Here is a 26586-nt window from a genome sequence, read left to right as displayed (position 1 = left end):
CACTCCTTTAGCGCTGGAACGGGTAAACCGATCCCAGCTGCAGGATTGTCGATAACGCGTCCAGCGCCTCGCGCCCTTCACGCAGAAGCTGCGGGTCAACCAGATCCGCCTGCGTCAGACGATCGCGATAGTAGCGGTCGACCCAGTCATTCAGCCGCGTAAAGAGCGTATCGTTCATCATGACCGCCGGGTTCACCGCCTGCATTTCGTCCTGGGTCAGGACCACGCGCAGACGTAAACAGGCTGGACCACCGCCGTTGGCCATGCTTTCGCGCAGGTCAAACACGCGCAGTTCGTCAATCGGGTTATCGGCCTTCACCAGCTCCGTCAGGTAGCGCCACACGCCTTTATGATCCCGGGACTCCTGCGGCAGGACCAGCATCATGCTGCCATCGTCACGGCTCAGCAGCTGGCTATTGAACAGATAGGTTTCTACCGCGTCCTGCACGCTCACCGCCTCCGTGGGCACCTGGACTGGCGTAAAGCCGCGCACGCGCTCATGCAGCGTGGCGAGCAGCTTCTCCTGATGGGCAAACGCCTGCTCGTGGCAGAACAGCACCTGGCGGTTAGAAACGGCAATCACGTCGTTATGGAACACGCCCAGGTCAATCACATGCGGGTTTTGCTGGGCAAAAACCACCTGGGAAGGATTGACCTGGTTCAGGCGCGCAACCGCCTGGCTGGCCGCCAGCGTCTGACGGGCAGGATAACGGGTTGGCGCGGCGTGGCCCCCCTCTTCTCGCCCGTAGATAAACAGCTGCAGGCCCGGGTCGCCATAGTCGCCCCCCAGGCGGTTATGGTTGGCCGCGCCTTCGTCGCCAAACATCGCCACCTGCGGCAGGGCCTGATGCACCTCAAAATGGGCGTCATGGTTGAAAATGGCGCGCAGCACGCGCTCGGTGGTTTCCGCTTCGGTGGCGCGGTGGAATTTATTGTTCAGGTTCGCCACCGTCAGATGAACTTTGCCATCCAGCGTGTCGGCTGACGGCGCGACGGTCGCGGCGTTTGCCACCCACATAGAGGAGGCGGAGCTTGCCGCGGAGAGCAGGTGCGGGGTCTGCGTACCCGCTTTTTCGACGACCTGCTCATCGGTACCGCTAAAGCCGAGCTGACGAAGGACCGCCACGTTCGGGCGTTCCTGCGGCGGGATCACCGCCTGCGGGAAACCGGCATCCGCCAGTGCTTTCATCTTCAGCAGCCCCTGCTTCGCCGCCAGCTTCGGGTTGGAGACCTGAAAACGGTGCTTCGTCGAGGCTTCATTACCAAAAGAGAGACCGGCATAGTGGTGCGTCAGCCCCACCAGCCCGTCAAAGTTAACCTCACGCGCTTTCATGGCGATCCCCTCCGGTAAAATCCAGCCCCGGATTAAGCGTCTCCGGCAGCGTCAGCACCGGGGTTTCCAGGCTCGCCATCGGCCACGCGCAGTAATCGGCGGCATACCACGCGCTGGCGCGATGGTTGCCCGACGCGCCCACGCCGCCGAACGGCGCGGTGCTCGCGGCCCCGGTCAGCGGTTTATTCCAGTTCACAATCCCGGCGCGTGCTTCCAGCAGCAGCCGATCAAACTTCTCGCGATGCGGCGAAATCAGCCCGCTCGACAGGCCGTAGCGGGTGTTATTCGCCATCGCAATGGCCGCATCGAAATCGTCATAGCGCCAGACACAGAGCAGCGGGCCAAAGACCTCTTCATCCGGCACGTTGCTCGCGCCGCTCATCTCTACAATGCCCGGCGTCAGCAGCGAGCTACCCGGCTGAACCTGCTTCGGCTCCAGCAGGGTTTTCGCGCCGCGCGCGACGTGGTCCTGCCAGGCCTTCAGCACGTTCAGCGCGGCCTGTTCGGAAATCAGCCCGCCGATAAACGGCTGCGGGTCGGCATCCCACGCGGCAGGCACCAGACGCGCGCTCACTTCAACCAGACGCTTCAGGAAGGCATCCCCCTGCGCGCCGCGCTTGACCAACAGACGGCGAGCACAGGTACAGCGCTGTCCGGCGGTAATAAAGGCGGACTGAATCGTCAGGTGCACCGCGGCGTCGATATCGTCAGGGTCTTCCACAATCAGCGGGTTGTTGCCGCCCATCTCCAGCGCCAGGATTTTCTCCGGCTGCCCTGCCAGCTGGCGGTGCAGCTGATAGCCCGTACCGGCGCTGCCGGTAAACAGCAGGCCGTCGATATCGCTCAGCGCGCTCAGCGCCTGACCGGTTTCCCGCCCGCCCTGCACCAGGTTCAGCACGCCCGGCGGCAGGCCGGCCTGTTCCCACAGCTTAACCACCGCCTCGCCGGTGAATGGCGTGAGCTCGCTCGGTTTGAAGATGACGGTATTGCCCGCCAGCAGCGCAGGCACAATATGGCCATTCGGCAGATGCCCCGGGAAGTTATACGGGCCAAACACCGCCAGGACGCCGTGGGGACGGTGGCGCAGCGTGGCTGCGCCGTCCGGCATGTCGGTGTGCTGTTCGCCGGTGCGGGTGTGGTACGCCTTCACCGAAATGGCGATTTTGTTGATCATCGCCGTCACTTCGGTTGTCGCTTCCCAGCGCGGCTTGCTGGTTTCAGACGCGATGATGCGCGTCAGTTCGGCCTTGTTTGCCTCCAGCAGCCCGGCAAACTTTTCAACAATTTCCTGGCGCACGGCGAAAGGCTGTTTTGCCCACGCTGGAAACGCGCGGCGCGCGGCACGGCAGGCTTGTTCCACCTGCGCGGCGCTGGCGTCATGCCCCTTCCAGAGCACCTCTTTTCCAACCGGATTGGTCTTTACGCGCTCTTCGCCTTCGCCCGTGACCCAGTCACCGTTAATCCATAATGTCATGCTGTTTTCTCCTCAGGGCAGAGACGCACCAGGCGAACCGTATCGCCGGCGTTACATTTCAGGGCATCCAGTTCTGCAGCCGTCAGCACCAGACGTTCACATTTCGGGTTGGTACGCACCAGCATGGCGCGGAAGTTGGCGTAATTTTCGTTCGACACCAGACAGGCGGGCCAGTCACCCGGCGCGGGCTGACCTTCAGAGACCTCAACCAGACGGCTTTTACGGATCGCGCGCACGCGGTCGATATCGCACTCAAGCGTTGGGCCGCCGTCAAAGATGTCGACATAGTTCCGGTAGCGGAACCCTTCTTTTTCCAGCACCGCGCGGGCGGGCGCGGTCTGCGGATGGACTTCGCCAATCACCGCCTGCGCTTCCGGGCTGAGGAAATGGGTATAGATAGGATGCTTCGGCATCAGTTCGGCGATAAAGGCTTTCTGGCCGGTGCCGCAGAGATAGTCCGCCCGGCTGAACTCCATCGAGAAGAAGCGCTCGCCCAGGCTCTCCCAGAACGGCGAGTAGCCGGTGTCGTCGATCACGCCGCGCATCTCTGCGACCACTTTTTCGTTAAAGCGATCGCGGAAGGCGGCCATAAACATAAAGCGCGATTTGGAGAGCAGATAGCCGTTGCCCTCTTTGCGCCACGCCGGGTCGAGGAACAGCGTGCACAGCTCGCTGGCGCCCGTGTGGTCATTACAGAGGAACAGCGTGGGCAGCGCGTTATAGACGTTCAGCTCTTTCGAGGCGTGAACCATGGTGCCGACGCGGTAGTTGTACCACGGGTCGTTAAGCCCGACGGCCACTTCAATGGCGCAGATCCCGGCCACGGTCCCCGTGTCGGTGTCTTCCAGCACGAACACATACCCCTGTTCGCTTTTTGGCAACGTCCCCTGCCAGGTTTGCAGGGCGCGCTCAATGCGCGCCGACAGCGTTTTTTCATCGGCAGGAAGCGAGGTCAGCCCGCCTCCCGTCTTACCGGCAAGCTGCATGAGCCCGGCGAGATCGCCGCGCTCAACGGGACGGATGACCATCATGATGACACCCCGGATTTCACTTTTTCACACGCCAGCGCAAAACGGTCCAGACCGGTTTGCACCTCTTCCTCGCTGACGATCAGCGCCGGCGCAAAACGCACCACGTTGGCACCGGCAATCAGCACCATCACGCCCACTTTTGCCGCTTCCTGTGAAATAAGTTTAGCTTTTCCGGCAAACTCGGCGGTGAGCTCGCAGCCGATTAACAGCCCCAGACCGCGAATTTCTTTAAACAGCCCCGTTTTGCCGTTGATGGCATTCAGGCGCTCGACAAACCAGTCGTGACGCTGCTTAACGCCTTTCAGCACCTCAGGCGTGTTAATGATGTCCAGAACCTGCCCGGCGACGGCGGTTGCCAGCGGGTTGCCGCCGTAGGTGGTGCCATGGGTACCTACGGTCATTACGCTGGCGAATTTATCGGTGGTCAGCGTCGCGCCAATCGGGAAGCCGCCGCCCAGCGCTTTGGCGGTCGAAAGCACGTCCGGCGTTACGCCATAGTGCATATAGGCATACAGCTCGCCGGTGCGGCCCACGCCGGTCTGGACTTCGTCGAAAATCAGTACCGCGTTGTGGCGATCGCACAGCTCGCGCAGCCCCTGCAGGAAGGCTTTTTGCGCCGGAAGCACGCCGCCCTCGCCCTGCATCGGTTCGACGATCACCGCGCAGGTGGTGTCGTTAATCAGCTCGCTGGCGGACTGCAGATCGTTATAAACACCGTGACGGATATCCGGCGGCAGCGGTGCGAAATCCTGCGAGTAGGAAGGCTGGCCGCCCGCGCTGACGGTAAAGAGCGTGCGCCCGTGGAAGGCATTTTTAAACGCCACGATGCCGCTCTTGTGGGTACCAAATTTATCGTGCGCATATTTGCGCGCCAGCTTCAGCGCCGCTTCGTTGGCTTCCGCCCCCGAGTTACAGAAAAAGACCTTTTCGGCAAACGTCGCATCGATCAGTTTTTTGGCGAGGCGCAGCGCGGGCTCGTTAGTAAAGCCGTTGCCGGTATGCCAGAACTTCGCCGCCTGGTCATTCAGCGCCTGACGCAGCGCAGGGTGCGCGTGACCCAGCGCGTTGACCGCAATCCCGCCTGCAAAGTCGATATACTCTTTACCCTGCTGATCCCACAGGCGCGAGCCTTCCCCACGAACCGGAATAAAAGCCGCCGGAGCGTAAACCGGCATAATCCATTCATCGAAATTTTCACGCGTAATTGACAGAGACATAGCGACCTCATCCGGTAAATAAAAAGTTATTTGAATGTTAAATAATTGGGTGTTTGCACTGTGAATGTAGATTGCAGCCTTCGTGCCAGCCAGCGATAAAATTGCATAAACGGGTTGAGGCAACAGAATATCAACAAGTTACAATATGGAGTTATTCACTGTTAGTGCATAAAAAGTGAATATTTTTACGACAAGCGGCGCTTTGCCGCATGAAAATCAGAAAGAGTATGCAAGGGCCAAATATAATTCTGGAATTGTGATCGCTCGCGAAATTTATCGGTCATTTACGCCCTGTTTGAGGGCGATGCGCGTCAGAATGGTGCAAATATTGCACCACCGGCATTATCTGTCGCAGTTATTGGCCGAACCCGGTAACAGTTGACGCAAATTCTGCTACCATCCATGCACTATTCACCTTGCACTGGCAGCGACTATGAAATTTGTCTCTTTTAATATCAACGGCCTGCGCGCCCGCCCCCATCAGCTTGAAGCCATTGTTGAGCAACATCAGCCAGATGTGATCGGCCTGCAGGAGACCAAGGTTCACGACGACATGTTCCCCCTCGAAGAGGTGGCGAAGCTCGGCTACAACGTCTTCTATCATGGGCAGAAAGGCCATTACGGCGTTGCGCTGTTGACCAAAGAGACGCCAGTTTCAGTCCGCCGTGGGTTTCCCGGCGATGACGAAGAAGCACAGCGCCGCATCATCATGGCGGAACTGCCTTCCCCGCTGGGGAACATCACCGTGATTAATGGTTACTTTCCCCAGGGCGAGAGCCGCGACCATCCGACCAAATTCCCTGCTAAGGCCAAGTTTTATCAGGATCTGCAGAACTACCTGACAACCGAACTCAATAAAGACAATCCGGTGCTGATCATGGGTGATGTGAATATCAGCCCGACCGATCTGGATATTGGCATCGGTGAAGACAGCCGCAAACGCTGGCTGCGTACCGGCAAATGCTCCTTCCTGCCGGAAGAGCGCGAGTGGATGCAGCGCCTGCTGGACTGGGGGCTGGTGGATACCTTCCGTACCGCCAACCCGGACACGCAGGATCGCTTCTCGTGGTTTGACTACCGCTCAAAAGGCTTTGACGACAACCGCGGCCTGCGTATCGACCTGCTGCTCGCCAGTTCGCCGCTGGCAGAGCGCTGCATCGAAACCGGGATCGACTACGAGATCCGCAGCATGGAAAAACCGTCTGACCACGCGCCGGTGTGGGCTAAATTCAAGCTGTAATGACGCGTGAACATTCGAAAAACACTTTTCCTGTGCGCCCTTCTGGGCGCATTTATTCTGACGTTTGTCATGCTTCCTCCTGGCACGCTCTCCCTGGAAGGGATTAAAACCCACCAGCAGGCACTCATCTCCCATGTTGACCACGCGCCGCTGCGAAGCGCGCTGATCTTTTTTGCGCTCTACGTGGCGGTCTCCGCCCTGTCGATCCCCGGCGCGGCGATCCTCACCCTGCTGGGCGGAGCGTTATTTCCCCTGTGGGAAGGCACCGTTCTGGTCTCGTTTGCCTCCACGCTCGGGGCGACGCTTGCGATGCTCGCCAGCCGTTATCTGCTGCGCGACGGGGTCCAGCGGCGGTTTGCTCAGCAGATGAAAACGGTGAACGCAGGTATGGCGCATGACGGCGCGGGCTATCTTTTTGCCCTGCGCCTGATGCCGCTGTTCCCGTTTTTCCTGGTGAATTTGCTGATGGGGCTGACCCGCATTGGCGTATATCGCTACTGGTGGGTCAGCCAGGTCGCCATGTTGCCCGCGACGGTGGTCTTTCTGAACGCCGGGCGCGAGCTGGGGAAAGTGGCGTCCCTGCGCGATATTGTGTCGCCGGGCATGCTAATCGCCTTTACACTACTGGGGTTATTGCCGCTGGCGACGCGCCGGCTGTTTTCCCGTTATCTCCCGTCTGTTAAAAAGTGAGGCATTATGCGCCGTGTGCGTTTTTGCGCGTTCCTGACAGGTCTGCTGCTGGCAGCCCCCCTCTGTGCCGCCGAAAGCTGGCACGCTATCCAACAGCAGGCCAAAGGCCAGACCGTCTGGTTTAACGCCTGGGGCGGCGATCCGGCGGTCAACCGCTACCTTGAGTGGGTCAGCGGTGAGATGCAAACTCACTACGCCATTACCCTAAAAATTGTCCCGCTGGCGGACGCCGCCGATGCGGTAAAACGGATCCAGACGGAAGCCGCCGCGGGGCGTAAGGCCAACGGCTCGGTTGACCTGCTGTGGGTCAACGGCGAAAACTTCCGCACGTTAAAAGAGGCGAACCTGCTGCAAACCGGATGGGCGCAGACGTTGCCAGACTGGCGCTATGTCGATACCCGCAAACCCGTCACGGAAGATTTTGCGATTCCAACCGACGGGGCGGAATCCCCGTGGGGCGGCGCGCAGCTGACCTTTATCGCCCGCAAAGCCAGCATGCCGACGCCGCCGGTGGATCCCCAGGCGCTACTGGCGTACGCGCAGCAGCATCCGGGCAAAGTCAGCTATCCTCGCCCGCCCGATTTTACCGGCACGGCCTTTCTGGAGCAGCTGCTGCTGACGTTCACCGATCGCCCTGAGGCGTTACAAAAAGCGCCCGATGCAACGTTTGCTGAGGTTACGGCACCGCTCTGGGCCTACCTCGATAAGCTGCACCCGCTGCTGTGGCGCGAAGGAAAAGATTTCCCTCCCTCACCTGCCCGAATGGATGCCCTGCTTGCCAGCGGCAGTCTGAACCTGTCGCTGACCTTTAACCCGTCCCATGCGCAGCAGAAAGTGGCGAGCGGCGAACTGCCCGCCGACAGCTACAGCTTTGGTTTCGAGAGCGGGATGCTCGGCAACGTCCATTTTGTGGCTATCCCGGCCAATGCCAGCGCGAGCGCGGGTGCAAAGGTGGTCGCTAATTTCCTGCTGTCACCGCAGGCGCAAATCCGCAAGGCCGACCCGGCCATCTGGGGAGACCCGAGCGTCCTGGATGCGAAAGCGCTGCCCGAAGAGGAAGCGAAACAGCTGCTGGCCCATACGCCTCAGGGGCTGCCGCAGGTGCTTGCAGAGCCGCAGTCCGCCTGGGTGAACGCGCTGGAGCAGGAATGGCTGCGTCGTTACGGCACCCGCTGAGCGGGCTTGTCTGGCTGGCGATGGCGGTGATTTATCTGCCGATCCTGCCCGCCGGCGTCATGCTGCTCGCACCGGCGTTTTCTGCGACAAACTGGCAGCGGCTGCTGAACGATCCGCAGCTGCCGCAGGCGACCGTCGCCACGCTGGTCTCAACGCTCATCGCCACGCTGGGGGCGTTGCTGATTGCCCTTTTCTTCGTCTGCCTTTTGTGGCCCGGTCAACGCTGGCGACGCCTCACGACCCGCCTGCCGTGGCTACTGGCGATCCCCCATGTGGCGTTCGCCACCAGCGCGTTACTGCTGTTTGCCGAGGGCGGTCTGTTTTATCAGCTCTGCACCGTCTGTACGGCTCCGTTTGACCGCTACGGCGTCGGGCTGGGCGTGACGCTCGCGGTCAAAGAGAGCGCGTTCGTGCTGTGGGCCATTTACGCCGTGCTGCCGGAACAACGGCTCGCGCAGCAGAAGATCGTCCTGCAAACCTTTGGCTACGGGCGTTATCAGACGCTCAGCTGGCTGATCCTCCCGGCGATCGCGCCTGTCCTCGGCGCGGTGATGCTGGCGGTGCTGGCATGGTCGCTCTCGGTCGTGGACGTGGCGATCGTTCTCGGGCCCGGCAACCCGCCCACCCTGGCCGTGCTGGCCTGGCAGTGGCTAAGCCAGGGCGACGCGCAGCAGCAGGCAAAAGGAATGCTGCTGTGCCTGCTTCTCCTTGTGCTGTTGGCCGCGCTGGCCGCCCTCGGATACGGCCTCTGGAAAGCATGGCGTCGCACGATCCCGAATCTCGCGGGGACGCGCCCCCGTTCTCCACTCGTTCTGCCTGAGCGGGCATTCAGCGGGTTACTGCCCGCGTGCGGCATCCTGTGCACCGCGGTACTGCTGATGCAGGCGCAAGGGGGCGACGCGGGCCCCGTGGAGACCAGCCTTTCCTTCGGCCTGCTGTCGAGCCTGATCGCCCTCATCGTCATTTTTCTCTGGCTGGAATGGGGACCGCAGCGCGGCGCAGCGTGGGTGTGGTCACCGCTCGCCCTTCCGGCGCTGCCGCTCGTCACCGGGCAATACTTTATTGCATTGCGTCTGGGGCTCGACGGGCGCTATGCCGCCGTACTCTGGAGCCATCTGCTGTGGGTGTTACCCTGGATGCTGCTGGTTCTGCAGCCCGCCTGGCGGCGGATCGATCCCAGGCTTATCCTTACCGCCAGAACGCTCGGCTGGCGACCGGCAAAAATATTCTTACTGCTGAAATGCCCCCTGCTGGTGCGCCCGGCGCTGCTGGCCTTTGCCATTGGTTTTTCCGTCAGCATGGCGCAATACATGCCGACGCTCTGGCTTGGCGCGGGGCGTTTCGCCACGCTGACCACTGAAACCGTCGCGCTCAGCAGCGGGGGCAGCATCCCGATTCTCGCTAACCGGGCGCTGGGATTACTGCTGGTCACGGGCACGGTGTTCGGTCTTGCCGCCCTGTTATCCCGGCTCGTGGGCCGCTACCGTCAAGGATTACGTTAATGCTGAAGGTAAAAGATCTCACCATCGAACCGCTTTTCCGCGAGGTCAATTTTTGCGTTCCCCGCGGGGAGATCGTTACCCTGATGGGGCCGTCCGGCAGCGGTAAATCGACCCTTTTTGCGTGGATGATCGGCGCGCTGTCAGACGATTTCCAGGCGCGAGGCGAACTGTGGCTCGACGCGCGTCGCTGCGATAGCCTCCCTGTTGAAGCCCGCGGGCTGGGCATTCTCTTTCAGGATGCGCTGCTGTTTGAACAGTTCAGCGTCGGGCAAAATTTGCTGCTGGCCTTGCCTGAGCGGATCGTCGGGAGAACGCGTCGGGAAGCGGTCGAGCAGGCGCTGGATTCCGCCGGGCTGAGCGGTCATTACGCCAGCGATCCGGCCACCCTTTCCGGCGGGGAGCGTGCCCGGGTCAGCCTGCTGCGCGCCCTGCTCGCAGAGCCGCAGGCGCTGCTGCTGGACGAACCGTTCAGTCGTCTCGATAAAACGCTGCGCACAACGTTTCGGACATGGGTTTTTGACGCCGTCCGCGCGCGCAATATCCCGGTGGTGCTGGTCACGCACGATGAGGATGATATTCCGCCCGGCGGCGAGCTGATTGAGATTTCTCGCTGGCAATAATGTGCTAACTCAATGTTTTCCGTTTCGGGAGAGACGACAATGCCCCCCTCTTTTACTGACGTCAGGTTATTCGATGAAACGTGTTTCTCAACTGACCGCGCTGGCCCTGCTCTGCGGCCTCGCGTCCTTTTCCTCTCTGGCGGCTGATATGCCCAACGCGATGACGCTCTCCCAGCTTCAGGCGCAGCACGGCACGCCTGTCGACACCCGCCCCAGCGCGTTCTATAACGGCTGGCCGCAAACCCTCAGCGGCCCCTCAGGACATGAACCCGCCGCACTCAACCTGGCTGCCGCCTGGCTGGGCGCAATGAGCGACGAGCAGATTGCGCTTTGGGCAAAACAGCATCAGCTTACGCCCGCGACGGCCATCGCCCTCTACGGCGACGAGAACGATAACCTGGCGGTGAAATCCCGCCTGGAGAAAGCCGGATACCGCCACGTCTCGCTGCTCAGCGACGCTCTGCAGACGCCCGACCGCCTTCAGCGCCTGCCTCACTTTGAACAGCTGGTTTACCCGCAGTGGATCCACCGCCTCCAGCAGGGTAAACCCGTGACCGCCGCGCCGGCGGGTGACTGGAAAGTGATTGAAGCCGCCTGGGGCGCACCGAAGTTTTACCTGCTGAACCACATTCCCGGCGCGGGCTACATCGACACCAACGAGGTGGAGAGCGAGCCGCTGTGGAATAAAGTCTCCGACGACGCGCTGAAAGCAATGCTGGCGAAGCACGGGATCCGTCACGACACCACCGTCATTCTGTATGGCCGTGACGTTTACGCCGCCGCACGCGTGGCGCAGATCATGCTGTATGCGGGCGTGAAGGATGTGCGTATTCTCGACGGCGGCTGGAAGGCGTGGTCGGATGCAGGCCTCCCGGTTGAACGCGGCACGCCCGGCAAAGTGACGCCAGCACCCGATTTCGGCGCGCCGATCCCCGGCCAGCCGCAGCTGATGGTTGATATGGAACAGGCGCGGGGGATGCTGCACCGTCAGGATGCCTCCCTGGTCAGCATTCGTTCCTGGCCGGAGTTCATCGGCGAAACCAGCGGCTACAGCTACATCAAGCCAAAAGGTGAAATAGCCGGTGCCCGCTGGGGTCATGCGGGCAGCGACGCGACCCATATGGAAGATTTCCATAACCCGGATGGCACCATGCGCAGCGCGGACGATATCGCCGCCCAGTGGAAGCGCTGGAATATTCTGCCGGAACAGCACGTCGCGTTTTACTGCGGCACCGGGTGGCGCGCGTCAGAAACCTTTATGTACGCCCGGGCGATGGGCTGGAAGAATGTCGCCGTCTATGACGGCGGCTGGTACGAATGGAGCAGTCACCCGCAGAACCCGGTCACCACCGGAGAGCGCGGGCCCGAGAGTACTCTCTAACGGGTGAGTGACTTCAGCGTTACATAACCGCTCCAGACGCGCGTTGTGGTGGTCAGCCAGCACAGCGCGCCGAATACCCACGCGAACAGCGCAAAGTGCGCCGGGAAGAGGCAGCACAGCACGAACAGCGCGATGGTCTCCGTCCCTTCCGTTAACCCACCGATGTAATAAAACGACTTGTGCGCATAGCCGGGGTTGTCGATGTCGTGCTTCGCGGCCAGCGCCGCAAACGCCAGAAAACTGCTGCCGGTACCGATAAACGCAAACAGCAGCCAGGCGGCCGCGAGCGCATTCTCTGCGGGAGCCGCGAGTGCAAAGCCAAACGGCACCAGGGCGTAGAACAGAAAATCGAGCGCGATGTCGAGAAATCCCCCCGCATCGGTCAGCCCTCTCCGGCGCGCCAGCGCGCCGTCCAGACCATCCAGCAGGCGGTTAAGCACGATGGCGGCCAGCGCCGCCGGATACCAGCCGAGGGCCAGAAACGGCAGCGCCAGCACGCCGAAGACAAACCCGGTCAGGGTCAATCCGTCGGGCGTGATGCCCGGCCTATCCAGCACGGAAACCAGACGATTCAGAACGGGCTTTACCCGCGGATGAAGATGGCGGTCAAGCATGAGGAGTCTCGTTAAACGTGGCGCACAGCCCCTGCGCCGGAATATCCAGCGCGGCATTAAATCGGGCGGAGAGATTCTGAAACGCAATCAGCGCCGTCATCTCGGTGATGGCATCATCCGTGAAGTGGCATTTCAGCGCCGTTCTGACTGCCTCATCCGCCCGGGGCGGCGTGGCGGTCATCGCCTCGGCGTAGGCCAGCGCCACGCGCTCTTGCTCGGTAAACAAGGCGGAATCCTGCCAGTCGCTCACGGCCTGAACCTTATCCAGCGCGCCGCAGCGCTCGGCCAGCCGCAGGCTGTTGGCATCAATACAGAAAGCGCAGTGACAGAGCTGGGATACCCGCGTCATGAGCAGCGAACGCAGCGCGGGCGTCAGGCGCGCGTGACGGCGCTCCAGAAAGCCGACAAACAGCGCCACCAGCCAGAACAGACGCGGCATTCGCCCCCACCAGCGGGTGGGATTCAGCACCGCGCCAAAGTGCTTTTTCTGCATGGCGGCAATCGGTTTAAGGCTGGCGGGAAGGGATTCGAGGGGGGCAACCCAGGCGGTGGACTCTTTCACCTGATTCTCCTGTTTACTGGACTCTGAGAAAGGGCACGATAATATGTCTTTTTTCGCTATCAATTATTGACGACCATGCTGAAAACACTCGATGTCGTTGCCGCCATCATCGAAAAAGACGGCAACATTTTACTGGCGCAGCGCCCTGTCCACGCCGACCAGCCGGGAATGTGGGAATTTGCAGGCGGTAAAGTCGAGGCCGGAGAAACCCAGCCAGAAGCGCTTATCCGCGAGCTGCGTGAAGAGTTGGGCATTGACGCCCTGCCGGGGCAATACGTGGCAAGCCACCAGCGGGAAGTCTCCCAGCGGTTGATTAACCTGCATGCCTGGCACGTTCCTGCTTTTCGCGGCGAGCTCACGGCGCACTACCACAGCGCGCTCGCGTGGTGTACGCCGGAAGAGGCGTTTGGCTACGCCTTAGCCCCTGCGGATATTCCGCTGCTGGAAGCCTTTATTGTTTTACGCGACGCCAGACCAGCGGGTTCGTGCTGATGGCGCGCTCGTCGCGCTGGCACTGCAGCATAATGCCGTCCGCTTTCACAACGGCCCCTTCCGAGTAGTTCTGATTCTGATAGATACAGCACTGATTGCAGGGCTGCACCGTTTGATTCTGGCCGCTGGAGCTAAACACTTCCGGCGGCACATTCACTTCCACGTCCGGGAGAATGGGGTTGGCCTGCACGCCTGCGGTAAAGATCAGACATAACGTGGTGAGTAGATAACGTTTCATAGACACATCTTCCAGTAGTTCCTTGATAATGACTATAACGGTAAACCAGAGCGGAACCTTTAATTTATCTCTTCATCGCTTTTCGTTATGACGCCCGCCCTCTCATTAATTTCCCTTTCGTCATAAATTTCTGCTTGCCTCACAAAGCGGTACGGGTGGTATAGTCAAAAAAACAACACAAATCGCATAAGTAATACACATAAAATACGATAAGAGGTTCTTATATCTATGGATCAGACACGCTCTCTGGAAAGTTTCCTTGCCCATGTTCAGCAGCGCGACCCGCACCAAAGCGAGTTCGCGCAGGCCGTGCGTGAAGTTATGACCACCCTGTGGCCCTTCCTTGAACAAAACCCGCGTTATCGCCAGATGTCTCTGCTTGAACGCCTTGTCGAGCCAGAGCGCGTGATCCAGTTCCGCGTGACGTGGGTTGACGATCGCAACCAGGTACAGGTTAACCGCGCGTGGCGCGTTCAGTTTAACTCGGCCATTGGCCCGTTTAAGGGCGGCATGCGTTTTCATCCGTCCGTGAACCTGTCGATTCTGAAATTCCTCGGCTTCGAGCAGACCTTTAAAAACGCCCTCACCACGCTACCGATGGGCGGCGGGAAAGGCGGCAGCGATTTCGACCCGAAAGGCAAAAGCGAAGGCGAAGTCATGCGCTTCTGCCAGGCGCTGATGACCGAACTCTACCGTCACCTCGGCCCGGATACCGACGTTCCTGCCGGTGATATCGGCGTGGGCGGACGTGAAGTGGGCTTTATGGCCGGGATGATGAAAAAGCTCTCCAACAACAGCGCCTGCGTCTTTACCGGCAAGGGGCTGTCGTTTGGCGGGAGCCTGATCCGCCCGGAAGCGACGGGATACGGCCTGGTTTACTTCACCGAGGCGATGCTCAAGCGTCACGGTCTGGGCTTCGAAGGCATGCGCGTCGCGGTGTCCGGCTCCGGTAACGTGGCGCAGTACGCGATTGAGAAAGCGATGCAGCTTGGCGCTCGCGTGGTGACCGCCTCTGACTCCAGCGGCACGGTAGTGGATGAAGCGGGCTTTACGGCAGAGAAGCTGGCGCGCCTGTGTGAAATCAAAGCCAGCCGCGACGGTCGCGTGGCGGATTATGCCCGGGAGCTTGGCCTGACCTACCAGGAAGGGAAACAGCCGTGGGGCGTTCCGGTGGATATCGCCCTGCCGTGCGCAACGCAGAACGAGCTGGATGCGGACGCCGCACGTACCCTGATTAGCAACGGCGTAAAAGCGGTGGCCGAAGGGGCGAATATGCCGACCACCATCGACGCGACGGACCTGTTCCTCGAAGCGGGCGTGCTGTTTGCGCCGGGCAAGGCCGCTAACGCGGGCGGCGTGGCGACCTCCGGCCTCGAGATGGCGCAAAACGCCGCGCGTCTCGGCTGGAAGGCGGAAAAAGTGGATGCGCGCCTGCACCACATCATGCTGGATATTCACCATGCCTGCGTGGAGTACGGCGGCGAGGCGTCGCAAACCAACTACGTGCGCGGGGCGAATATCGCCGGGTTCGTGAAGGTGGCGGATGCGATGATTGGTCAGGGTGTGATTTAAGGTTTATCGCGTGCGGCCGGATGCCCTCACCCCGGCCCTCTCCCACTGGGAGAGGGAGAAAACCGGGCGTATCAGGCCGCAGAGCTGCTTTTCGCCGGGTAGCGGCTGCGCCTTACCCGACCTACGGTTTAAGAGGCTGCCGCGCTCTTTTTCTTCTTGAACGGTTTCTTCGCGCCGCCACCGGGCGCAACCATCCCTCTGAACGTTTTCACCGGCGTGCTGCGCGCCTGATCGATCAGCTGGTAAAGCGTCCCGACCAGCGGCTGCATAAAGTCCTGATAGCGGCACTGCTTCTCGCTGATCTGCGTCAGCACCGATTCCCAGTGCGCGGTCATGTCCGGCCTCGCGGCCAGCTCCGGCAGAGAATGAATCAGCGCCCGGCCCGGTTCCGTTGAGTGGATGTAGCGTCCCTTTTTCTCCAGGAAGCCACGCTTAAAGAGCAGCTCGATGATCCCCGCTCGCGTCGCTTCCGTCCCCAGACCGTCGGTGGCGCGCAGGATCTTCTTCAGATCTTTATCCTGCACAAACCGGGCGATCCCGGTCATCGCCGACAGCAGCGTCGCATCGGTAAAATGGCGCGGCGGCTGGGTCTGACGTTCAACCACTTCGCCCTTCTCGCACAGCAGTTCGTCATCTTTAGCGACCACCGGCAGCGGCGTGCCGTCGTTCTCTTCGTCGCGCTCTTTGTTACCAAGCAGCGTGCGCCAGCCTGCTTCCGCGAGGAAACGCGCTTTGGCGATAAACTTGCCTTTGGCAATCTCAAGCTCAATCACGCACTTACGGAATACCGCGTCCGGGCAGAACTGCATCAGGTACTGACGAGCGATCAGGTTATAGACCTTCGCTTCGTTCTCGGTCAGGTTGACGTTGCTGGCGCGGGCCGTCGGGATAATCGCGTGGTGGGCATCGACTTTTTTGTCGTCCCAGCAGCGATTATGGGTGTCCGGATTCACCGCCGGCTGCGGGAGCAGATCCGGCGCGTGCACGCTAATGGCGTTCATCACCGAGTGGCGTCCGGCAAAGTGTTCTTCCGGCAGATAGCGGCTGTCCGAACGCGGATAGGTGATGAGCTTGTGGGTTTCGTAGAGCTTCTGGCAGATGTCCAGCACGTTCTGTGCGCTTAAGCCAAACTTTTTGGCCGCCTCAATCTGAAGTGCGGAAAGCGAGAACGGCAGCGGCGCGGGTTCTGATTCCCGTTTATCGTTATAGCTGGTGACGATAGCCGGCTGGCCGGTAATGCGGTTAACCACGTGATCCGCCAGCGGACGATGGAGCAGTCGCCCCTCTTCATCCTGATACGATTCACAGGCATCGCTCGGCTGCCAGACGGCGGTAAAGCGCTCGTCCTTAGGCGTGACGATATGCGCTTTCACCTCAAAGAAATCTTTGGCGACGAAGTTCTCAATCTCTTCGTCACGACGCACGACCAGCCCCAGCACCGGCGTCTGCACGCGCCCCACGGAGAGCACGCCCTGATAGCCCGCATTACGCCCAAGAATGGTGTACGCGCGGGTCATATTGATGCCGTACAGCCAGTCGGCGCGGGCGCGGGCTAATGCCGAGACGCACAGCGGAATAAACTCGCTGTTGGCGCGCAGGCGCGAAATCGCCCGCTCGACGGCCTGCGGGTTGAGGTCGTTTATCAGGCAGCGCTGCACCTGCTGGCGCTTTTGCGGCGCCAGCTCAAGATAGTCCAGCACTTCATCCACCAGCAGCTGCCCTTCCCTGTCCGGGTCACCCGCGTGCACAATTTCAGCGGCGTCATGCAGGAAGCGCTTGATCACGTTGAGCTGTTTGGTGACCGAAGGACGGGGCTGCAGGCGCCATTTTTCCGGCACGATGGGCAGATCGTTCAGGTTCCAGCGGGCGTAGCGGCTGTCGTAGACGTCCGGCTGCGCCTGCTCAAGCAGGTGACCAATACACCAGGTGACCACCTGCCCGTTACCGCATTCGATAAAGCCGTCGCCCTTGCGATGCGGCTTAGGCAGCACGTCGGCGATGGCACGGGCCAGGCTCGGCTTTTCGGCAATAAACAACCGCATCGAATTAACGGATCTCAATCATCGGACGACCGCCGCGCGCGGTCACCAGCTCGCCGATCGCCGTCAGGGTGATGCCGAACTCGGCGGCAGTGGCCTGAACCTCGGCTTCGGATTCCGGCGTGACCGCCAGCAGCAGGCCGCCGGAGGTTTGCGGATCGCACAGCAGGTTGCGCCACTCCTCAGGCATTTCGCCCATCAGGTGACCGTAGCTGGCGAAGTTGCGCTGGGTACCGCCCGGGACCGCGCCCTGAGCAATATACTCCTCCACGCCCGGCAGCTTCGGCACGTCCTGATACCAGACCTGCGCCTGAACGCCCGCGCCCTGACACACTTCAGAGAGATGTCCCAGCAGACCAAAACCGGTGACGTCGGTCATCGCCTTCACGCCGTCGATATTGGCAAACGCCGCACCGGCAAGGTTCATCTGGCACATGACTTCCGTTGCCAGGCCTTTGTGCTCCGGTTTCAGCAGGGATTTTTTCTCGGCGGTGGTCAGCACGCCAATGCCCAGCGGCTTGGTGAGGAACAGTTTGCAGCCCGCCTGCGCGGTGCTGTTGCGCTTTACGCGTTCGGTCGGCACTACGCCGGTAACGGCCAGGCCAAAGATAGGCTCCGGCGCATCAATAGAGTGACCGCCGGCCAGGGCAATCCCCGCCTGCTGGCAGGCAAAACGTCCGCCATCAATCACCTCACGGGCCACTTCCGGCGGGATGGTGTTGATCGGCCAGCCCAGAATGGCAATCGCCATGATCGGCTTACCGCCCATCGCGAAGATATCGCTGATGGCGTTGGTGGCCGCAATGCGCCCGAAGTCGAACGGGTTATCGACAATCGGCATAAAGAAGTCGGTAGTACTGATAATGCTGGTGCCGTTACCTAAGTCATAAACTGCAGCATCGTCACGCGTTTCGTTGCCGACAAGCAGGTTCGGGTCGACAAACTTCGCCTGTTCACTGTGCAGGATGGTCTCCAGCACTTTCGGGGAAATTTTACAACCGCAACCGGCTCCGTGGCTGTACTGCGTTAAACGAATGGTTTGCTCGCTCATGGACGTCTCCTGTCATCTCAATCGCGCTATGGTAGCGCTCATTCCATAAAGAGGTAAGTATGACTGTCTGAATTCTGCGGCAGATGCTCAGAATCCAGACAGTTTAGGTGCGTTATCAGAAATGGCTGACGAAAGGCGTGGTGTCCGGAATGCTGATGGTGCTGGAGGCTTTAAGCTGCGGGGTGCCGAGATAGAGGAAGCCGACAATTTTGTCATGCTCACCGCAGCCAAAACCGTCACGGACCGCCGGGCTTTCGGTTAGCGCACCGGTACGCCAGATACCGTTAAAGCCCTGCGCGACGGCGGCCATTTGCATCGCCATCACCGCACAGCCTGCGGACATTTCCTGCTCCCAGACCGGCACCTTATGGCCGGCCTGGCATTTCGCCACGACGGCGATAATCATCGGGGCGCGGAACGGAGCATTGCGCGCCTTGTCGATACCTTTCTCATCCTGACCGGCGGCAACCGCGCCCTGCTCCAGCAGCTGACTGAAACGATCGCGGCCTTCGCCTTCAATCACAAAGAAGTGCCACGGCTGCAGCGTGCCGTGATCGGGGGCACGCATGCCGGCACGCAGAATGTTCTCCAGCTGCTCGCCTGCCGGTGCAGGTTCGGCCAGACGGGAAGCGCTACGGCGGTTAACAAGCAGTTCGAGTGCGTCCATTGGTTAACTCCTTTCTTGAAATTTACTCACAAAATTAACACGACGGCAGATTTTGTTACAGCCTGGCAGGCGATTCCTGCTGACAAGTGGCGGTTGGGTCATTACGATAACCCAACATTACCGTCCAGTGGCGACGGAAACAGTCATTTTCTGGTTAGGGAGAATACATGCGAACCCTTTGGCGAATCATTGCCGGTTTCTTTAAATGGACGTGGCGACTGCTCAACTTCGTCCGCAACCTGGTGATGAACATCTTCTTCATCCTGCTGGTTCTGGTTTGCGCGGGCATCTGGATGCATATCAGCAACGCGAATCAGGCGCAGCATTCGACTCGCGGGGCCCTGTTACTCGATATCACCGGCGTTATCGTTGATAAACCGTCCGCCAGCAACCGTCTGGGGGCAATCAGCCGCCAGCTGTTTGGCGCGACATCAGACCGTCTGCAGGAAAACTCCCTGTTCGATATCGTCGATACCATCCGCCAGGCCAAAGACGACCGGAACATCACCGGGATCGTGCTGGATCTGAAAGATTTTGCCGGAGGCGATCAGCCTTCAATGCAGTACATCGGTAAAGCGCTGCGCGAATTCCGCGACAGCGGCAAGCCGGTGATTGCCGTGGGCGACAGCTACAGCCAGGGGCAATATTATCTGGCGAGCTTCGCCAATAAAATCTGGCTCTCACCGCAGGGGACGGTGGATCTGCACGGTTTTGCCACCAACGGCCTGTACTACAAATCCCTGCTCGACAAGCTGAAGGTCACCACCCACGTCTTCCGCGTCGGCACGTACAAATCCGCCGTCGAGCCGTTTATCCGCGACGATATGTCCCCTGCCGCCCGCGAAGCGGACAGCCGCTGGATTGGCGAGCTGTGGCAGAACTATCTCGGCACCGTTGCCGCTAACCGTCAGATTACGCCTGAGCAGGCATTCCCTGGCGCACAGGGCGTGCTCGAAGGCCTGCGTAAAGTTGACGGTGATACCGCAAAATATGCGCTCGATAACAAACTGGTTGATGCCCTGGGCACCAGCGCCGAGATTGAAAAATCCCTGAGCAAGCAGTTTGGCTGGAGCAAAGAGGATAAAAGTTACAGCGCCATCAGCATGTATGATTACTCTACGAAAAAGCCGGATGACAGCGGTGACAGCGTAGCGGTGGTGTTTGCCAACGGCGCCATCATGGACGGCCAGGAGACTCCGGGGAACGTGGGCGGCGATACTACCGCGTCACAAATCCGCGATGCTCGTCTGGATCCGAAAGTTAAAGCGATTGTCCTGCGGGTGAACAGCCCTGGCGGCAGCGTCAGCGCCTCCGAGGTGATCCGCGCTGAACTTGCCGCGGCGCGTGCCGCCGGCAAGCCGGTGGTTGTATCAATGGGCGGAATGGCCGCCTCCGGGGGTTACTGGATCTCAACGCCAGCCAACTACATCGTGGCCAACCCAAGCACGCTGACCGGTTCGATTGGCATCTTCGGGGTGATCAACACCGTGGAAAACAGCCTGGATTCTCTTGGCGTGCATACCGATGGCGTGGCCACCTCTCCGCTGGCGGATGTGTCGGTGACCAAATCCCTGCCGCCGGAAGTCTCTGAGATGATGCAGCTCAGCATTGAGAACGGCTATAAGCGCTTTATCACCCTGGTGGCGGACTCGCGTAAAAAGACGCCTGAGCAGATCGACCAGATCGCACAGGGACACGTCTGGACCGGCCAGGATGCGAAGAGCAACGGTCTGGTGGACAGCCTGGGCGACTTCGATGACGCGGTGAAAAAAGCCGCCGAGCTGGCGAAGCTCAAGCAGTGGCATATCGAGTATTACCAGGACGAGCCGTCGTTCTTCGATATGGTCATGGACAGCATGTCCGGCTCGGTACGCGCCATGCTGCCGGAGGCGATGCAGGCTTACCTGCCTGCGCCGGTCGCCACGGCAGCGAAAGCGATGAAGGCGGAAAGAGACAAGCTTGCGGCCTTTAACGATCCACAGAGTCGTTACGCGTTTTGCCTGACCTGCGCTAACGTCCGTTAAAAACCGTCCCCTCTTCCCGCGAAGAGGGGATTTTTTTCTTTTGAAGAACAAGAACTCACTACCATGCAGAAGAAATCGATTTATGTAGCCTACACTGGCGGTACCATCGGTATGCAGCGCTCTGAAAACGGCTATATCCCTGTCTCCGGCCACCTTCAGCGTCAGCTTGCGCTGATGCCAGAATTCCACCGTCCGGAGATGCCTGACTTCACCATCCACGAATACGAGCCGCTGATGGACTCCTCCGACATGACGCCGGAAGACTGGCAGCATATCGCGGATGACATTAAAGCCCATTACGACCAGTACGACGGCTTTGTGATCCTGCACGGCACCGACACCATGGCGTTTACCGCCTCGGCGCTCTCCTTCATGCTGGAGAACCTGAGCAAGCCGGTTATCGTCACCGGGTCGCAAATCCCGCTGGCTGAGCTGCGCTCGGACGGGCAGATCAACCTGCTTAACTCCCTGTACGTGGCGGCGAATTACCCGATTAACGAAGTGTCGCTGTTCTTCAATAACCGTCTGTATCGCGGCAACCGTACCACCAAAGCCCATGCCGACGGTTTTGACGCCTTCGCCTCCCCTAACCTGCAGCCGCTGCTGGAGGCCGGGATTCATATCCGTCGTCTGGGCACGCCGCCTGCGCCGAACACCGCCGGCGAGCTGATCGTGCATCCGATAACTCCGCAACCGATTGGCGTGGTCACTATCTACCCGGGTATCTCCGCCGACGTGGTGCGTAACTTCCTGCGCCAGCCGGTGAAAGCGCTGATTTTGCGCTCCTATGGCGTCGGCAACGCGCCGCAGAACGGCGAATTCCTGAAAGAGCTTCAGGAAGCCAGCGAGCGCGGAATTGTGGTCGTGAACCTGACCCAGTGTATGTCCGGAAAGGTCAACATGGGCGGCTATGCCACCGGCAACGCGCTGGCACATGCGGGGGTTATCAGCGGCTTCGATATGACCGTTGAGGCAACGCTGACTAAACTTCACTATTTACTGAGTCAGGATCTGGACATTCAGTCCATTCGCAGCGCGATGATGCAAAACCTGCGCGGCGAGCTGACCCCGGACGAATAAGGAGTGCTCATGAAGCAACGCGCCCTGCTACTGGTCGATTTGCAAAATGATTTCTGCGCGGGCGGTGCGCTGGCCGTCGCCGAAGGTGACAGTACCGTTGACGTGGCAAACACGCTGATTGACTGGTGCAAAGCCCGCGGTGAAGCGGTTGTCGCAAGCCAGGACTGGCACCCGGCGAACCACGGCAGCTTTGCCAGCCAGCACGACGTCGAGCCTTTCACTCCGGGGGAACTCGACGGGCTGACGCAAACCTTCTGGCCGGATCACTGCGTACAGCAGACGGAAGGCGCGGAGCTGCATCCGCTCCTGAACCAGAAAGCCATCGACGCGGTGTTCCATAAAGGTGAAAACCCGGCTATCGACAGCTATAGCGCGTTTTTTGATAACGGGCATCGCCAGAAAACGGCGCTGGACGCGTGGTTACGCCACCATGAAATCACGGAACTGATCGTGCTGGGCCTGGCGACGGATTACTGCGTGAAGTTTACCGTGCTGGACGCGCTCCAGTTGGGGTATACCGTCAGCGTCATCACCGACGGCTGCCGCGGGGTAAACATTAACCCGCAGGACAGCGCTCAGGCGTTTATGGATATGGCTGCGGAAGGCGCAACGCTGTATACGCTCGAAGACTGGCTGGAAACGCAGGCGTAGTCTTTTACGCCCTCTCCCTGTGGGAGAGGGTATCAACCTGCACCGTTATTGCATTTTCATCGTCGCAATCGGCTTCGGCGTGATGCCAAAGTCTTCTTTCAGCTCGCGCTTGCTCTTCATGACCATCTGGCCTTTGGTGTCGATCGTCATGTGCTGCGCGTCGGTGTTATTGCGCGCCTGCCACAGCATCACCAGCTGAAGACTGTTCTCTTTTTGCTCCGGCGTCAGCGCAACGCCGTCGGGCCATTTTCCCAGTTCTACGGCGGTCACCAGACGCTGATAAATCTCCGGCGTCATGCCGCTAATCATGTCATCAATATTCACTCTCGCGCCCTTTCAAAGGAATAATTTGCTGAATCGTTTTTTCAACCCTTAATCTGGTCACCGTTTTCATCATCGGTGAAGCTCATTGAGGCCGAATTTACGCAGAAACGCTCGCCCGTAGGCTGGGGGCCATCCGGGAAGACGTGCCCAAGGTGCGCATCGCAGTTGCCGCAGCGAATTTCCGTACGCACCATACCGTGCGACGAGTCGGTCAGGTAGCGGATGGCCTCATCGCTCACCGGCTCGTAGAAACTCGGCCAGCCGCAGCCAGAATCAAATTTCGTTTGTGAATTGAACAGAGGCGCATCGCAGACCAGGCAGTGGTAGACGCCGTCTCGCTTGTTGTGCAGTAAACGCCCGGTGAACGGCGGTTCCGTTCCGTGATTCTGCGTCACGTAAAACTGCATTTCTGTGAGGTTTTTTTTCAAATCGTCAGGGTTACGTTGGTTCGACATATGCTTACATCTCGCTGTAGAAACAGACATCTTTCAACCCGGATTCTAACAAAACATTAACACCCTTGCGTGCACTTTTGATCTAAACTTATGTGTCGCGAATAAGCGGTCAGGCAATTGTGATCACGTTCACATTTTTATCCTGCGAGGACTTTAAAATCCCGGCTCAGCCCCCATATGGGTGCAAGCTCAAAGGGAAAGTGAGGCGAGTCAGTCGCACAAACGTTAGTCACAGGATTGATTTGTCGCAATGATTGACACGATTCCGCTTGACGCTGCGTAAGGTTTTTGTAATTTTACAGGCAACCTTTTATTCACTAACAAATAGCTGGTGGAATATATGACTATCAAAGTAGGTATCAACGGTTTTGGCCGTATCGGCCGTATTGTTTTCCGTGCTGCTCAGAAACGTTCTGACATCGAAATCGTTGGTATCAACGATCTCCTGGACGCTGAATACATGGCGTACATGCTGAAGTACGACTCAACTCACGGTCGTTTCGACGGCACCGTTGAAGTGAAAGACGGCCACCTGGTTGTTAATGGCAAAACCATCCGCGTTACTGCTGAAAAAGACCCAGCTAACCTGAAATGGAACGAAATCGGTGTTGACGTTGTTGCTGAAGCAACCGGTATCTTCCTGACCGACGAAACTGCGCGTAAACACATCACCGCTGGTGCGAAGAAAGTTGTTCTGACTGGTCCTTCCAAAGACAACACCCCAATGTTCGTTCGTGGTGCAAACTTCGAAACTTACGCTGGCCAGGATATCGTGTCTAACGCATCCTGCACCACCAACTGCCTGGCACCGCTGGCTAAAGTTATCAACGACAACTTCGGCATCATCGAAGGTCTGATGACTACCGTTCACGCGACTACCGCTACTCAGAAAACCGTTGATGGCCCGTCTCACAAAGACTGGCGCGGCGGCCGTGGCGCGGCTCAGAACATCATCCCATCCTCTACCGGTGCTGCTAAAGCTGTAGGTAAAGTACTGCCAGAACTGAATGGCAAACTGACTGGTATGGCGTTCCGCGTTCCAACTCCTAACGTATCCGTTGTTGACCTGACCGTTCGTCTGGAAAAAGCTGCTTCTTATGAAGAAATTAAGAAAGCGATCAAAGCTGCTTCCGAAGGCGCAATGAAAGGCGTTCTGGGCTACACCGAAGACGACGTTGTATCTACCGATTTCAACGGCGAAATCTGCACTTCAGTATTCGATGCTAAAGCAGGTATCGCACTGAACGACAACTTCGTGAAACTGGTTTCCTGGTACGACAACGAAACTGGCTACTCTAACAAAGTACTGGACCTGATCGCTCACATCTCCAAATAAGTTGAGATGAGTGTTTGATCCAAAAAGGCGACTTCGGTCGCCTTTTTTTATTTATAAGACAGAGGATTGCTTAATGACTAATAAAATTTTTGCACTTCCGGTAGTCGAACAACTTACCCCTGTGCTCTCCCGCCGTCAGATTGACGGTGCTGATGTCATCGTCGTTGACCACCCACGCGTTAAAGCCTCCGTAGCGCTCAACGGCGCCCACCTGCTCTCCTGGAAACCGGAAGGCGAAGCAGAAGGCTTATGGCTGAGCGATGCGACCTCCTTCAAAAAAGGGGCCGCAATCCGCGGTGGCGTACCGATCTGCTGGCCGTGGTTCGGCCCGTCCGCACAGCCGGGTTTGCCGTCTCACGGTTTTGCCCGTAACCAGCAGTGGACGCTGAAAGCGCATAACGAAGATGACAACGGCGCAGTGCTGACCTTTGAGCTGCAGGCTAATGATGAAACCCGCGCCCTCTGGCCGCACGATTTCACCCTGTATGCCCGCTTCAAGCTGGGTAGAACCTGTGAAATCGAACTGGAAGCTCACGGCGAGTTCGAAACCACCTCTGCCCTGCACACCTATTTCAACGTGGGTGATATCAGCGCCGTGAAGGTGAGCGGCCTGGGCGATACCTATATCGACAAAGTGGATAACGCGAAAGAAGGCAAACTGAGCGACGGCGTTCAGGCATTCCCTGACCGTACCGACCGCGTTTACCTGCACCCGGAAGCGTGCAGCGTGATCCACGACGGCGCCCTGAACCGCGGCATTGAAGTGGTCCATCATCATCACAGCGACGTGGTGGGCTGGAACCCGGGCCCTGCGCTGTCCGTCAGCATGGCCGACATGACGGATGATGGCTACAAAACGTTTGTCTGCGTGGAAACCGCTTGCGTGAGCAACCCGCAAAAAGCGAGTGAGGAAAAACCGTCTCGTTTAGGGCAGACGATTCGCATTGTTAAGCGATAAATTCACTGCACCACGCTAAAGCAAACGGGGCGCAAGCGCCCCGTTTTGATGCATAGATTGCACTAAATTAATGCACAATCAGAACTTGTAGCTCACACCCACAGAGAAGATGCCTGCCCAGGACTTATCGACCATCGGGCTATCCTTCACTTCGTCGCTCAGACGCTCATAGCGGCCGGTACCGTACACGCTCCAGTCGCCAAGGAAGTTGTAGCTCGCGGTCAGCTCCAGGTAAGGATCCCAGCCGTCATCTGCACTGTAGCTTTTCAGACCACTACGGCGGGACTCGTTTTTAGAGACGCCGTAGTAGTAGTCGTTGTAGTTCTCGCTGTTGTACTGCACACCGATACCCGGCGTCAGCGTGAGCCCACCGTTGGTGTAGCGGTACAACCACGCCAGATCCCAGATAAAGCCGTTGCTGTTATCCAGCGTGTCACCCGCCAGTGCCGTACGCAGGAAGCCATACTCGGTGTTATGTACATACGAGAGCCCGGCCATCATGGTGCTTTTACGCTTGTCGAGCTGGCGAAGCGCATGGCTGTCGCTGTCACCCGGCTTGAAGTGCGTTGGATCGTAGTAGGCCATGATGGAAAGCTTATCGGCCTTATCGTTCCAGAGATAGTAGCCGCCGCCGAGCCCGCGGAACCAGACGTTGTCGCCTTCATAGGTGATAACGGGAACAGGATAAACATCACGGTCATACTGTTTATACGGGCTGTTAATGACGCCAACACCCGCGCCAACCGTCCACTGACTTTCCGCCTGCGCGGTGTTCACTGCGGTTGCGGCAAGGATGCCTAATGCCAGAAGTTTGAGTTTGGTCACAATCCATTCTTTCCTGTAGTCAAATAATCAGCGG

Annotated in this window: 26 protein-coding genes; 13 read left to right on the top strand and 13 right to left on the bottom strand. The window is 59.1% G+C overall.

The window, feature by feature from the left end; translation table 11 throughout:
* Window positions 1-7: 7 nt before the first annotated feature.
* From astB to IM317_RS09260, 4 genes are read right to left on the bottom strand one after another with little or no spacing between them, the layout of a single operon-like run.
* Complete coding sequence (gene astB / locus IM317_RS09275) at window positions 8-1333, bottom strand: N-succinylarginine dihydrolase (protein WP_033145261.1); 1326 nt, start codon at window positions 1331-1333, stop codon at window positions 8-10.
* Window positions 1320-2807 carry a succinylglutamate-semialdehyde dehydrogenase gene (gene astD / locus IM317_RS09270; RefSeq protein ID WP_033145260.1) on the bottom strand — a complete coding sequence of 496 codons (1488 nt, stop codon included), beginning with the start codon at window positions 2805-2807 and terminating at the stop codon, window positions 1320-1322. The genes astB and astD overlap by 14 nt, the downstream gene beginning before the upstream one ends.
* Entirely contained in the window at window positions 2804-3838 is a 1035-nt protein-coding gene (gene astA, locus IM317_RS09265) for an arginine N-succinyltransferase (protein WP_023311275.1), read from the bottom strand. Before astA ends, astD begins: the two co-directional genes overlap by 4 nt.
* Window positions 3835-5055 (bottom strand): aspartate aminotransferase family protein, encoded by a 1221-nt coding sequence (locus IM317_RS09260; RefSeq protein WP_033145259.1) that lies wholly within the window; start codon window positions 5053-5055, stop codon window positions 3835-3837. The genes astA and IM317_RS09260 overlap by 4 nt, the downstream gene beginning before the upstream one ends.
* Window positions 5056-5488: 433 nt before the next feature.
* Here IM317_RS09260 and xthA point away from each other — a divergent pair, with 433 nt between their 5' ends.
* From xthA to IM317_RS09230, 6 genes are all read left to right on the top strand, one after another.
* Window positions 5489-6295, top strand: coding sequence for an exodeoxyribonuclease III (gene xthA / locus IM317_RS09255; protein WP_023311273.1), 807 nt, complete (start codon window positions 5489-5491; stop codon window positions 6293-6295).
* 6 nt (window positions 6296-6301) lie between these two features.
* Entirely contained in the window at window positions 6302-6985 is a 684-nt protein-coding gene (locus IM317_RS09250; RefSeq protein ID WP_033145258.1) for a TVP38/TMEM64 family protein, read from the top strand.
* 15 nt (window positions 6986-7000) lie between these two features.
* The gene (locus IM317_RS09245) at window positions 7001-8161 is read left to right on the top strand and encodes an ABC transporter substrate-binding protein (protein WP_049015970.1); all 1161 of its coding nucleotides are present in this window, start codon (window positions 7001-7003) and stop codon (window positions 8159-8161) included.
* Window positions 8134-9663 carry a thiamine ABC transporter permease gene (locus IM317_RS09240; protein WP_033145256.1) on the top strand — a complete coding sequence of 510 codons (1530 nt, stop codon included), beginning with the start codon at window positions 8134-8136 and terminating at the stop codon, window positions 9661-9663. Before IM317_RS09245 ends, IM317_RS09240 begins: the two co-directional genes overlap by 28 nt.
* Window positions 9663-10283: an ATP-binding cassette domain-containing protein gene (locus tag IM317_RS09235; RefSeq protein ID WP_033145255.1), complete on the top strand. Its 621-nt coding sequence runs from the start codon at window positions 9663-9665 to the stop codon at window positions 10281-10283. The genes IM317_RS09240 and IM317_RS09235 overlap by 1 nt, the downstream gene beginning before the upstream one ends.
* Window positions 10284-10356: 73 nt before the next feature.
* The gene (locus IM317_RS09230; RefSeq protein ID WP_033145254.1) at window positions 10357-11664 is read left to right on the top strand and encodes a sulfurtransferase; all 1308 of its coding nucleotides are present in this window, start codon (window positions 10357-10359) and stop codon (window positions 11662-11664) included.
* Here IM317_RS09230 and IM317_RS09225 read toward each other — a convergent pair.
* Window positions 11661-12278, bottom strand: a complete 618-nt coding sequence (locus IM317_RS09225) for a CDP-alcohol phosphatidyltransferase family protein (protein ID WP_033145253.1) — start codon at window positions 12276-12278, stop codon at window positions 11661-11663. The genes IM317_RS09230 and IM317_RS09225 overlap by 4 nt on opposite strands.
* Window positions 12271-12840 (bottom strand): carboxymuconolactone decarboxylase family protein, encoded by a 570-nt coding sequence (locus IM317_RS09220; RefSeq protein WP_033145252.1) that lies wholly within the window; start codon window positions 12838-12840, stop codon window positions 12271-12273. The genes IM317_RS09225 and IM317_RS09220 overlap by 8 nt, the downstream gene beginning before the upstream one ends.
* Window positions 12841-12915: 75 nt before the next feature.
* On the opposite strand from IM317_RS09220, the gene IM317_RS09215 reads away from it, so the two are divergent.
* A complete protein-coding gene (locus tag IM317_RS09215) occupies window positions 12916-13332 on the top strand; it encodes a pyrimidine (deoxy)nucleoside triphosphate diphosphatase (RefSeq protein ID WP_033145251.1) in 417 nt (138 codons plus the stop codon).
* Here IM317_RS09215 and IM317_RS09210 read toward each other — a convergent pair.
* Window positions 13292-13570: a DUF1496 domain-containing protein gene (locus IM317_RS09210; protein ID WP_033145250.1), complete on the bottom strand. Its 279-nt coding sequence runs from the start codon at window positions 13568-13570 to the stop codon at window positions 13292-13294. The two genes, IM317_RS09215 and IM317_RS09210, sit on opposite strands and share 41 nt — an antisense overlap.
* 228 nt (window positions 13571-13798) lie before the next feature.
* Between IM317_RS09210 and gdhA the strand changes: the two genes are divergently transcribed.
* Entirely contained in the window at window positions 13799-15142 is a 1344-nt protein-coding gene (gdhA, locus tag IM317_RS09205; RefSeq protein WP_033145249.1) for an NADP-specific glutamate dehydrogenase, read from the top strand.
* Window positions 15143-15270: 128 nt separating this feature from the next.
* Here the strand turns inward: gdhA and IM317_RS09200 are convergent, their stop codons facing one another.
* The 3 genes from IM317_RS09200 to IM317_RS09190 all read right to left on the bottom strand — a co-directional run bounded on the left by IM317_RS09200 (window position 15271) and on the right by IM317_RS09190 (window position 18899).
* A complete protein-coding gene (locus IM317_RS09200) occupies window positions 15271-17184 on the bottom strand; it encodes a DNA topoisomerase III (RefSeq protein WP_033145248.1) in 1914 nt (637 codons plus the stop codon).
* 4 nt (window positions 17185-17188) lie between these two features.
* On the bottom strand, window positions 17189-18232 hold the full coding sequence (selD, locus tag IM317_RS09195; protein WP_008500702.1) for a selenide, water dikinase SelD: 1044 nt from the start codon (window positions 18230-18232) through the stop codon (window positions 17189-17191).
* A gap of 115 nt (window positions 18233-18347) precedes the next feature.
* A complete protein-coding gene (locus tag IM317_RS09190; protein ID WP_033145247.1) occupies window positions 18348-18899 on the bottom strand; it encodes an NAD(P)H nitroreductase in 552 nt (183 codons plus the stop codon).
* A gap of 167 nt (window positions 18900-19066) precedes the next feature.
* Here IM317_RS09190 and sppA point away from each other — a divergent pair, with 167 nt between their 5' ends.
* The 3 genes from sppA to pncA all read left to right on the top strand — a co-directional run bounded on the left by sppA (window position 19067) and on the right by pncA (window position 22654).
* Window positions 19067-20923, top strand: a complete 1857-nt coding sequence (gene sppA, locus IM317_RS09185) for a signal peptide peptidase SppA (RefSeq protein ID WP_033145246.1) — start codon at window positions 19067-19069, stop codon at window positions 20921-20923.
* Between the two features lie 63 nt (window positions 20924-20986).
* Complete coding sequence (ansA, locus tag IM317_RS09180; protein ID WP_008500705.1) at window positions 20987-22003, top strand: asparaginase; 1017 nt, start codon at window positions 20987-20989, stop codon at window positions 22001-22003.
* Window positions 22004-22012: 9 nt separating this feature from the next.
* Window positions 22013-22654: a bifunctional nicotinamidase/pyrazinamidase gene (gene pncA / locus IM317_RS09175; protein ID WP_033145245.1), complete on the top strand. Its 642-nt coding sequence runs from the start codon at window positions 22013-22015 to the stop codon at window positions 22652-22654.
* Window positions 22655-22699: 45 nt separating this feature from the next.
* Here pncA and IM317_RS09170 read toward each other — a convergent pair whose 3' ends face one another.
* Complete coding sequence (locus IM317_RS09170) at window positions 22700-22963, bottom strand: YeaC family protein (RefSeq protein ID WP_196238666.1); 264 nt, start codon at window positions 22961-22963, stop codon at window positions 22700-22702.
* Window positions 22964-23019: 56 nt separating this feature from the next.
* Entirely contained in the window at window positions 23020-23433 is a 414-nt protein-coding gene (msrB, locus tag IM317_RS09165) for a peptide-methionine (R)-S-oxide reductase MsrB (protein ID WP_008500710.1), read from the bottom strand.
* A gap of 340 nt (window positions 23434-23773) precedes the next feature.
* On the opposite strand from msrB, the gene gapA reads away from it, so the two are divergent.
* On the top strand, window positions 23774-24769 hold the full coding sequence (gapA, locus tag IM317_RS09160; protein ID WP_023311257.1) for a glyceraldehyde-3-phosphate dehydrogenase: 996 nt from the start codon (window positions 23774-23776) through the stop codon (window positions 24767-24769).
* A gap of 73 nt (window positions 24770-24842) precedes the next feature.
* Window positions 24843-25727, top strand: a complete 885-nt coding sequence (locus tag IM317_RS09155; RefSeq protein WP_033145244.1) for a D-hexose-6-phosphate mutarotase — start codon at window positions 24843-24845, stop codon at window positions 25725-25727.
* Window positions 25728-25805: 78 nt separating this feature from the next.
* Here the strand turns inward: IM317_RS09155 and IM317_RS09150 are convergent, their stop codons facing one another.
* On the bottom strand, window positions 25806-26552 hold the full coding sequence (locus tag IM317_RS09150; protein WP_032657936.1) for a MipA/OmpV family protein: 747 nt from the start codon (window positions 26550-26552) through the stop codon (window positions 25806-25808).
* Window positions 26553-26586: the final 34 nt, after the last annotated feature.

The sequence above is a fragment of the Enterobacter cloacae complex sp. S3 genome (assembly GCF_014930495.1).
Taxonomy (GTDB): domain Bacteria; phylum Pseudomonadota; class Gammaproteobacteria; order Enterobacterales; family Enterobacteriaceae; genus Enterobacter; species Enterobacter asburiae_B.
This window is presented reverse-complemented; position numbering and strand designations above follow the sequence as displayed.

Coding starts and splice junctions, on each gene's coding strand:
- astB (WP_033145261.1), bottom strand. CDS start 1,333: ATGAAAGCGCGTGAGGTTAACTTTGACGGGCTGGTGGGGCTGACGCAC.
- astD (WP_033145260.1), bottom strand. CDS start 2,807: ATGACATTATGGATTAACGGTGACTGGGTCACGGGCGAAGGCGAAGAG.
- astA (WP_023311275.1), bottom strand. CDS start 3,838: ATGATGGTCATCCGTCCCGTTGAGCGCGGCGATCTCGCCGGGCTCATG.
- IM317_RS09260 (WP_033145259.1), bottom strand. CDS start 5,055: ATGTCTCTGTCAATTACGCGTGAAAATTTCGATGAATGGATTATGCCG.
- xthA (WP_023311273.1), top strand. CDS start 5,489: ATGAAATTTGTCTCTTTTAATATCAACGGCCTGCGCGCCCGCCCCCAT.
- IM317_RS09240 (WP_033145256.1), top strand. CDS start 8,134: ATGGCTGCGTCGTTACGGCACCCGCTGAGCGGGCTTGTCTGGCTGGCG.
- IM317_RS09235 (WP_033145255.1), top strand. CDS start 9,663: ATGCTGAAGGTAAAAGATCTCACCATCGAACCGCTTTTCCGCGAGGTC.
- IM317_RS09230 (WP_033145254.1), top strand. CDS start 10,357: ATGAAACGTGTTTCTCAACTGACCGCGCTGGCCCTGCTCTGCGGCCTC.
- IM317_RS09225 (WP_033145253.1), bottom strand. CDS start 12,278: ATGCTTGACCGCCATCTTCATCCGCGGGTAAAGCCCGTTCTGAATCGT.
- IM317_RS09215 (WP_033145251.1), top strand. CDS start 12,916: ATGCTGAAAACACTCGATGTCGTTGCCGCCATCATCGAAAAAGACGGC.
- IM317_RS09210 (WP_033145250.1), bottom strand. CDS start 13,570: ATGAAACGTTATCTACTCACCACGTTATGTCTGATCTTTACCGCAGGC.
- gdhA (WP_033145249.1), top strand. CDS start 13,799: ATGGATCAGACACGCTCTCTGGAAAGTTTCCTTGCCCATGTTCAGCAG.
- IM317_RS09200 (WP_033145248.1), bottom strand. CDS start 17,184: ATGCGGTTGTTTATTGCCGAAAAGCCGAGCCTGGCCCGTGCCATCGCC.
- selD (WP_008500702.1), bottom strand. CDS start 18,232: ATGAGCGAGCAAACCATTCGTTTAACGCAGTACAGCCACGGAGCCGGT.
- IM317_RS09190 (WP_033145247.1), bottom strand. CDS start 18,899: ATGGACGCACTCGAACTGCTTGTTAACCGCCGTAGCGCTTCCCGTCTG.
- sppA (WP_033145246.1), top strand. CDS start 19,067: ATGCGAACCCTTTGGCGAATCATTGCCGGTTTCTTTAAATGGACGTGG.
- ansA (WP_008500705.1), top strand. CDS start 20,987: ATGCAGAAGAAATCGATTTATGTAGCCTACACTGGCGGTACCATCGGT.
- pncA (WP_033145245.1), top strand. CDS start 22,013: ATGAAGCAACGCGCCCTGCTACTGGTCGATTTGCAAAATGATTTCTGC.
- IM317_RS09170 (WP_196238666.1), bottom strand. CDS start 22,963: ATGATTAGCGGCATGACGCCGGAGATTTATCAGCGTCTGGTGACCGCC.
- msrB (WP_008500710.1), bottom strand. CDS start 23,433: ATGTCGAACCAACGTAACCCTGACGATTTGAAAAAAAACCTCACAGAA.
- gapA (WP_023311257.1), top strand. CDS start 23,774: ATGACTATCAAAGTAGGTATCAACGGTTTTGGCCGTATCGGCCGTATT.
- IM317_RS09155 (WP_033145244.1), top strand. CDS start 24,843: ATGACTAATAAAATTTTTGCACTTCCGGTAGTCGAACAACTTACCCCT.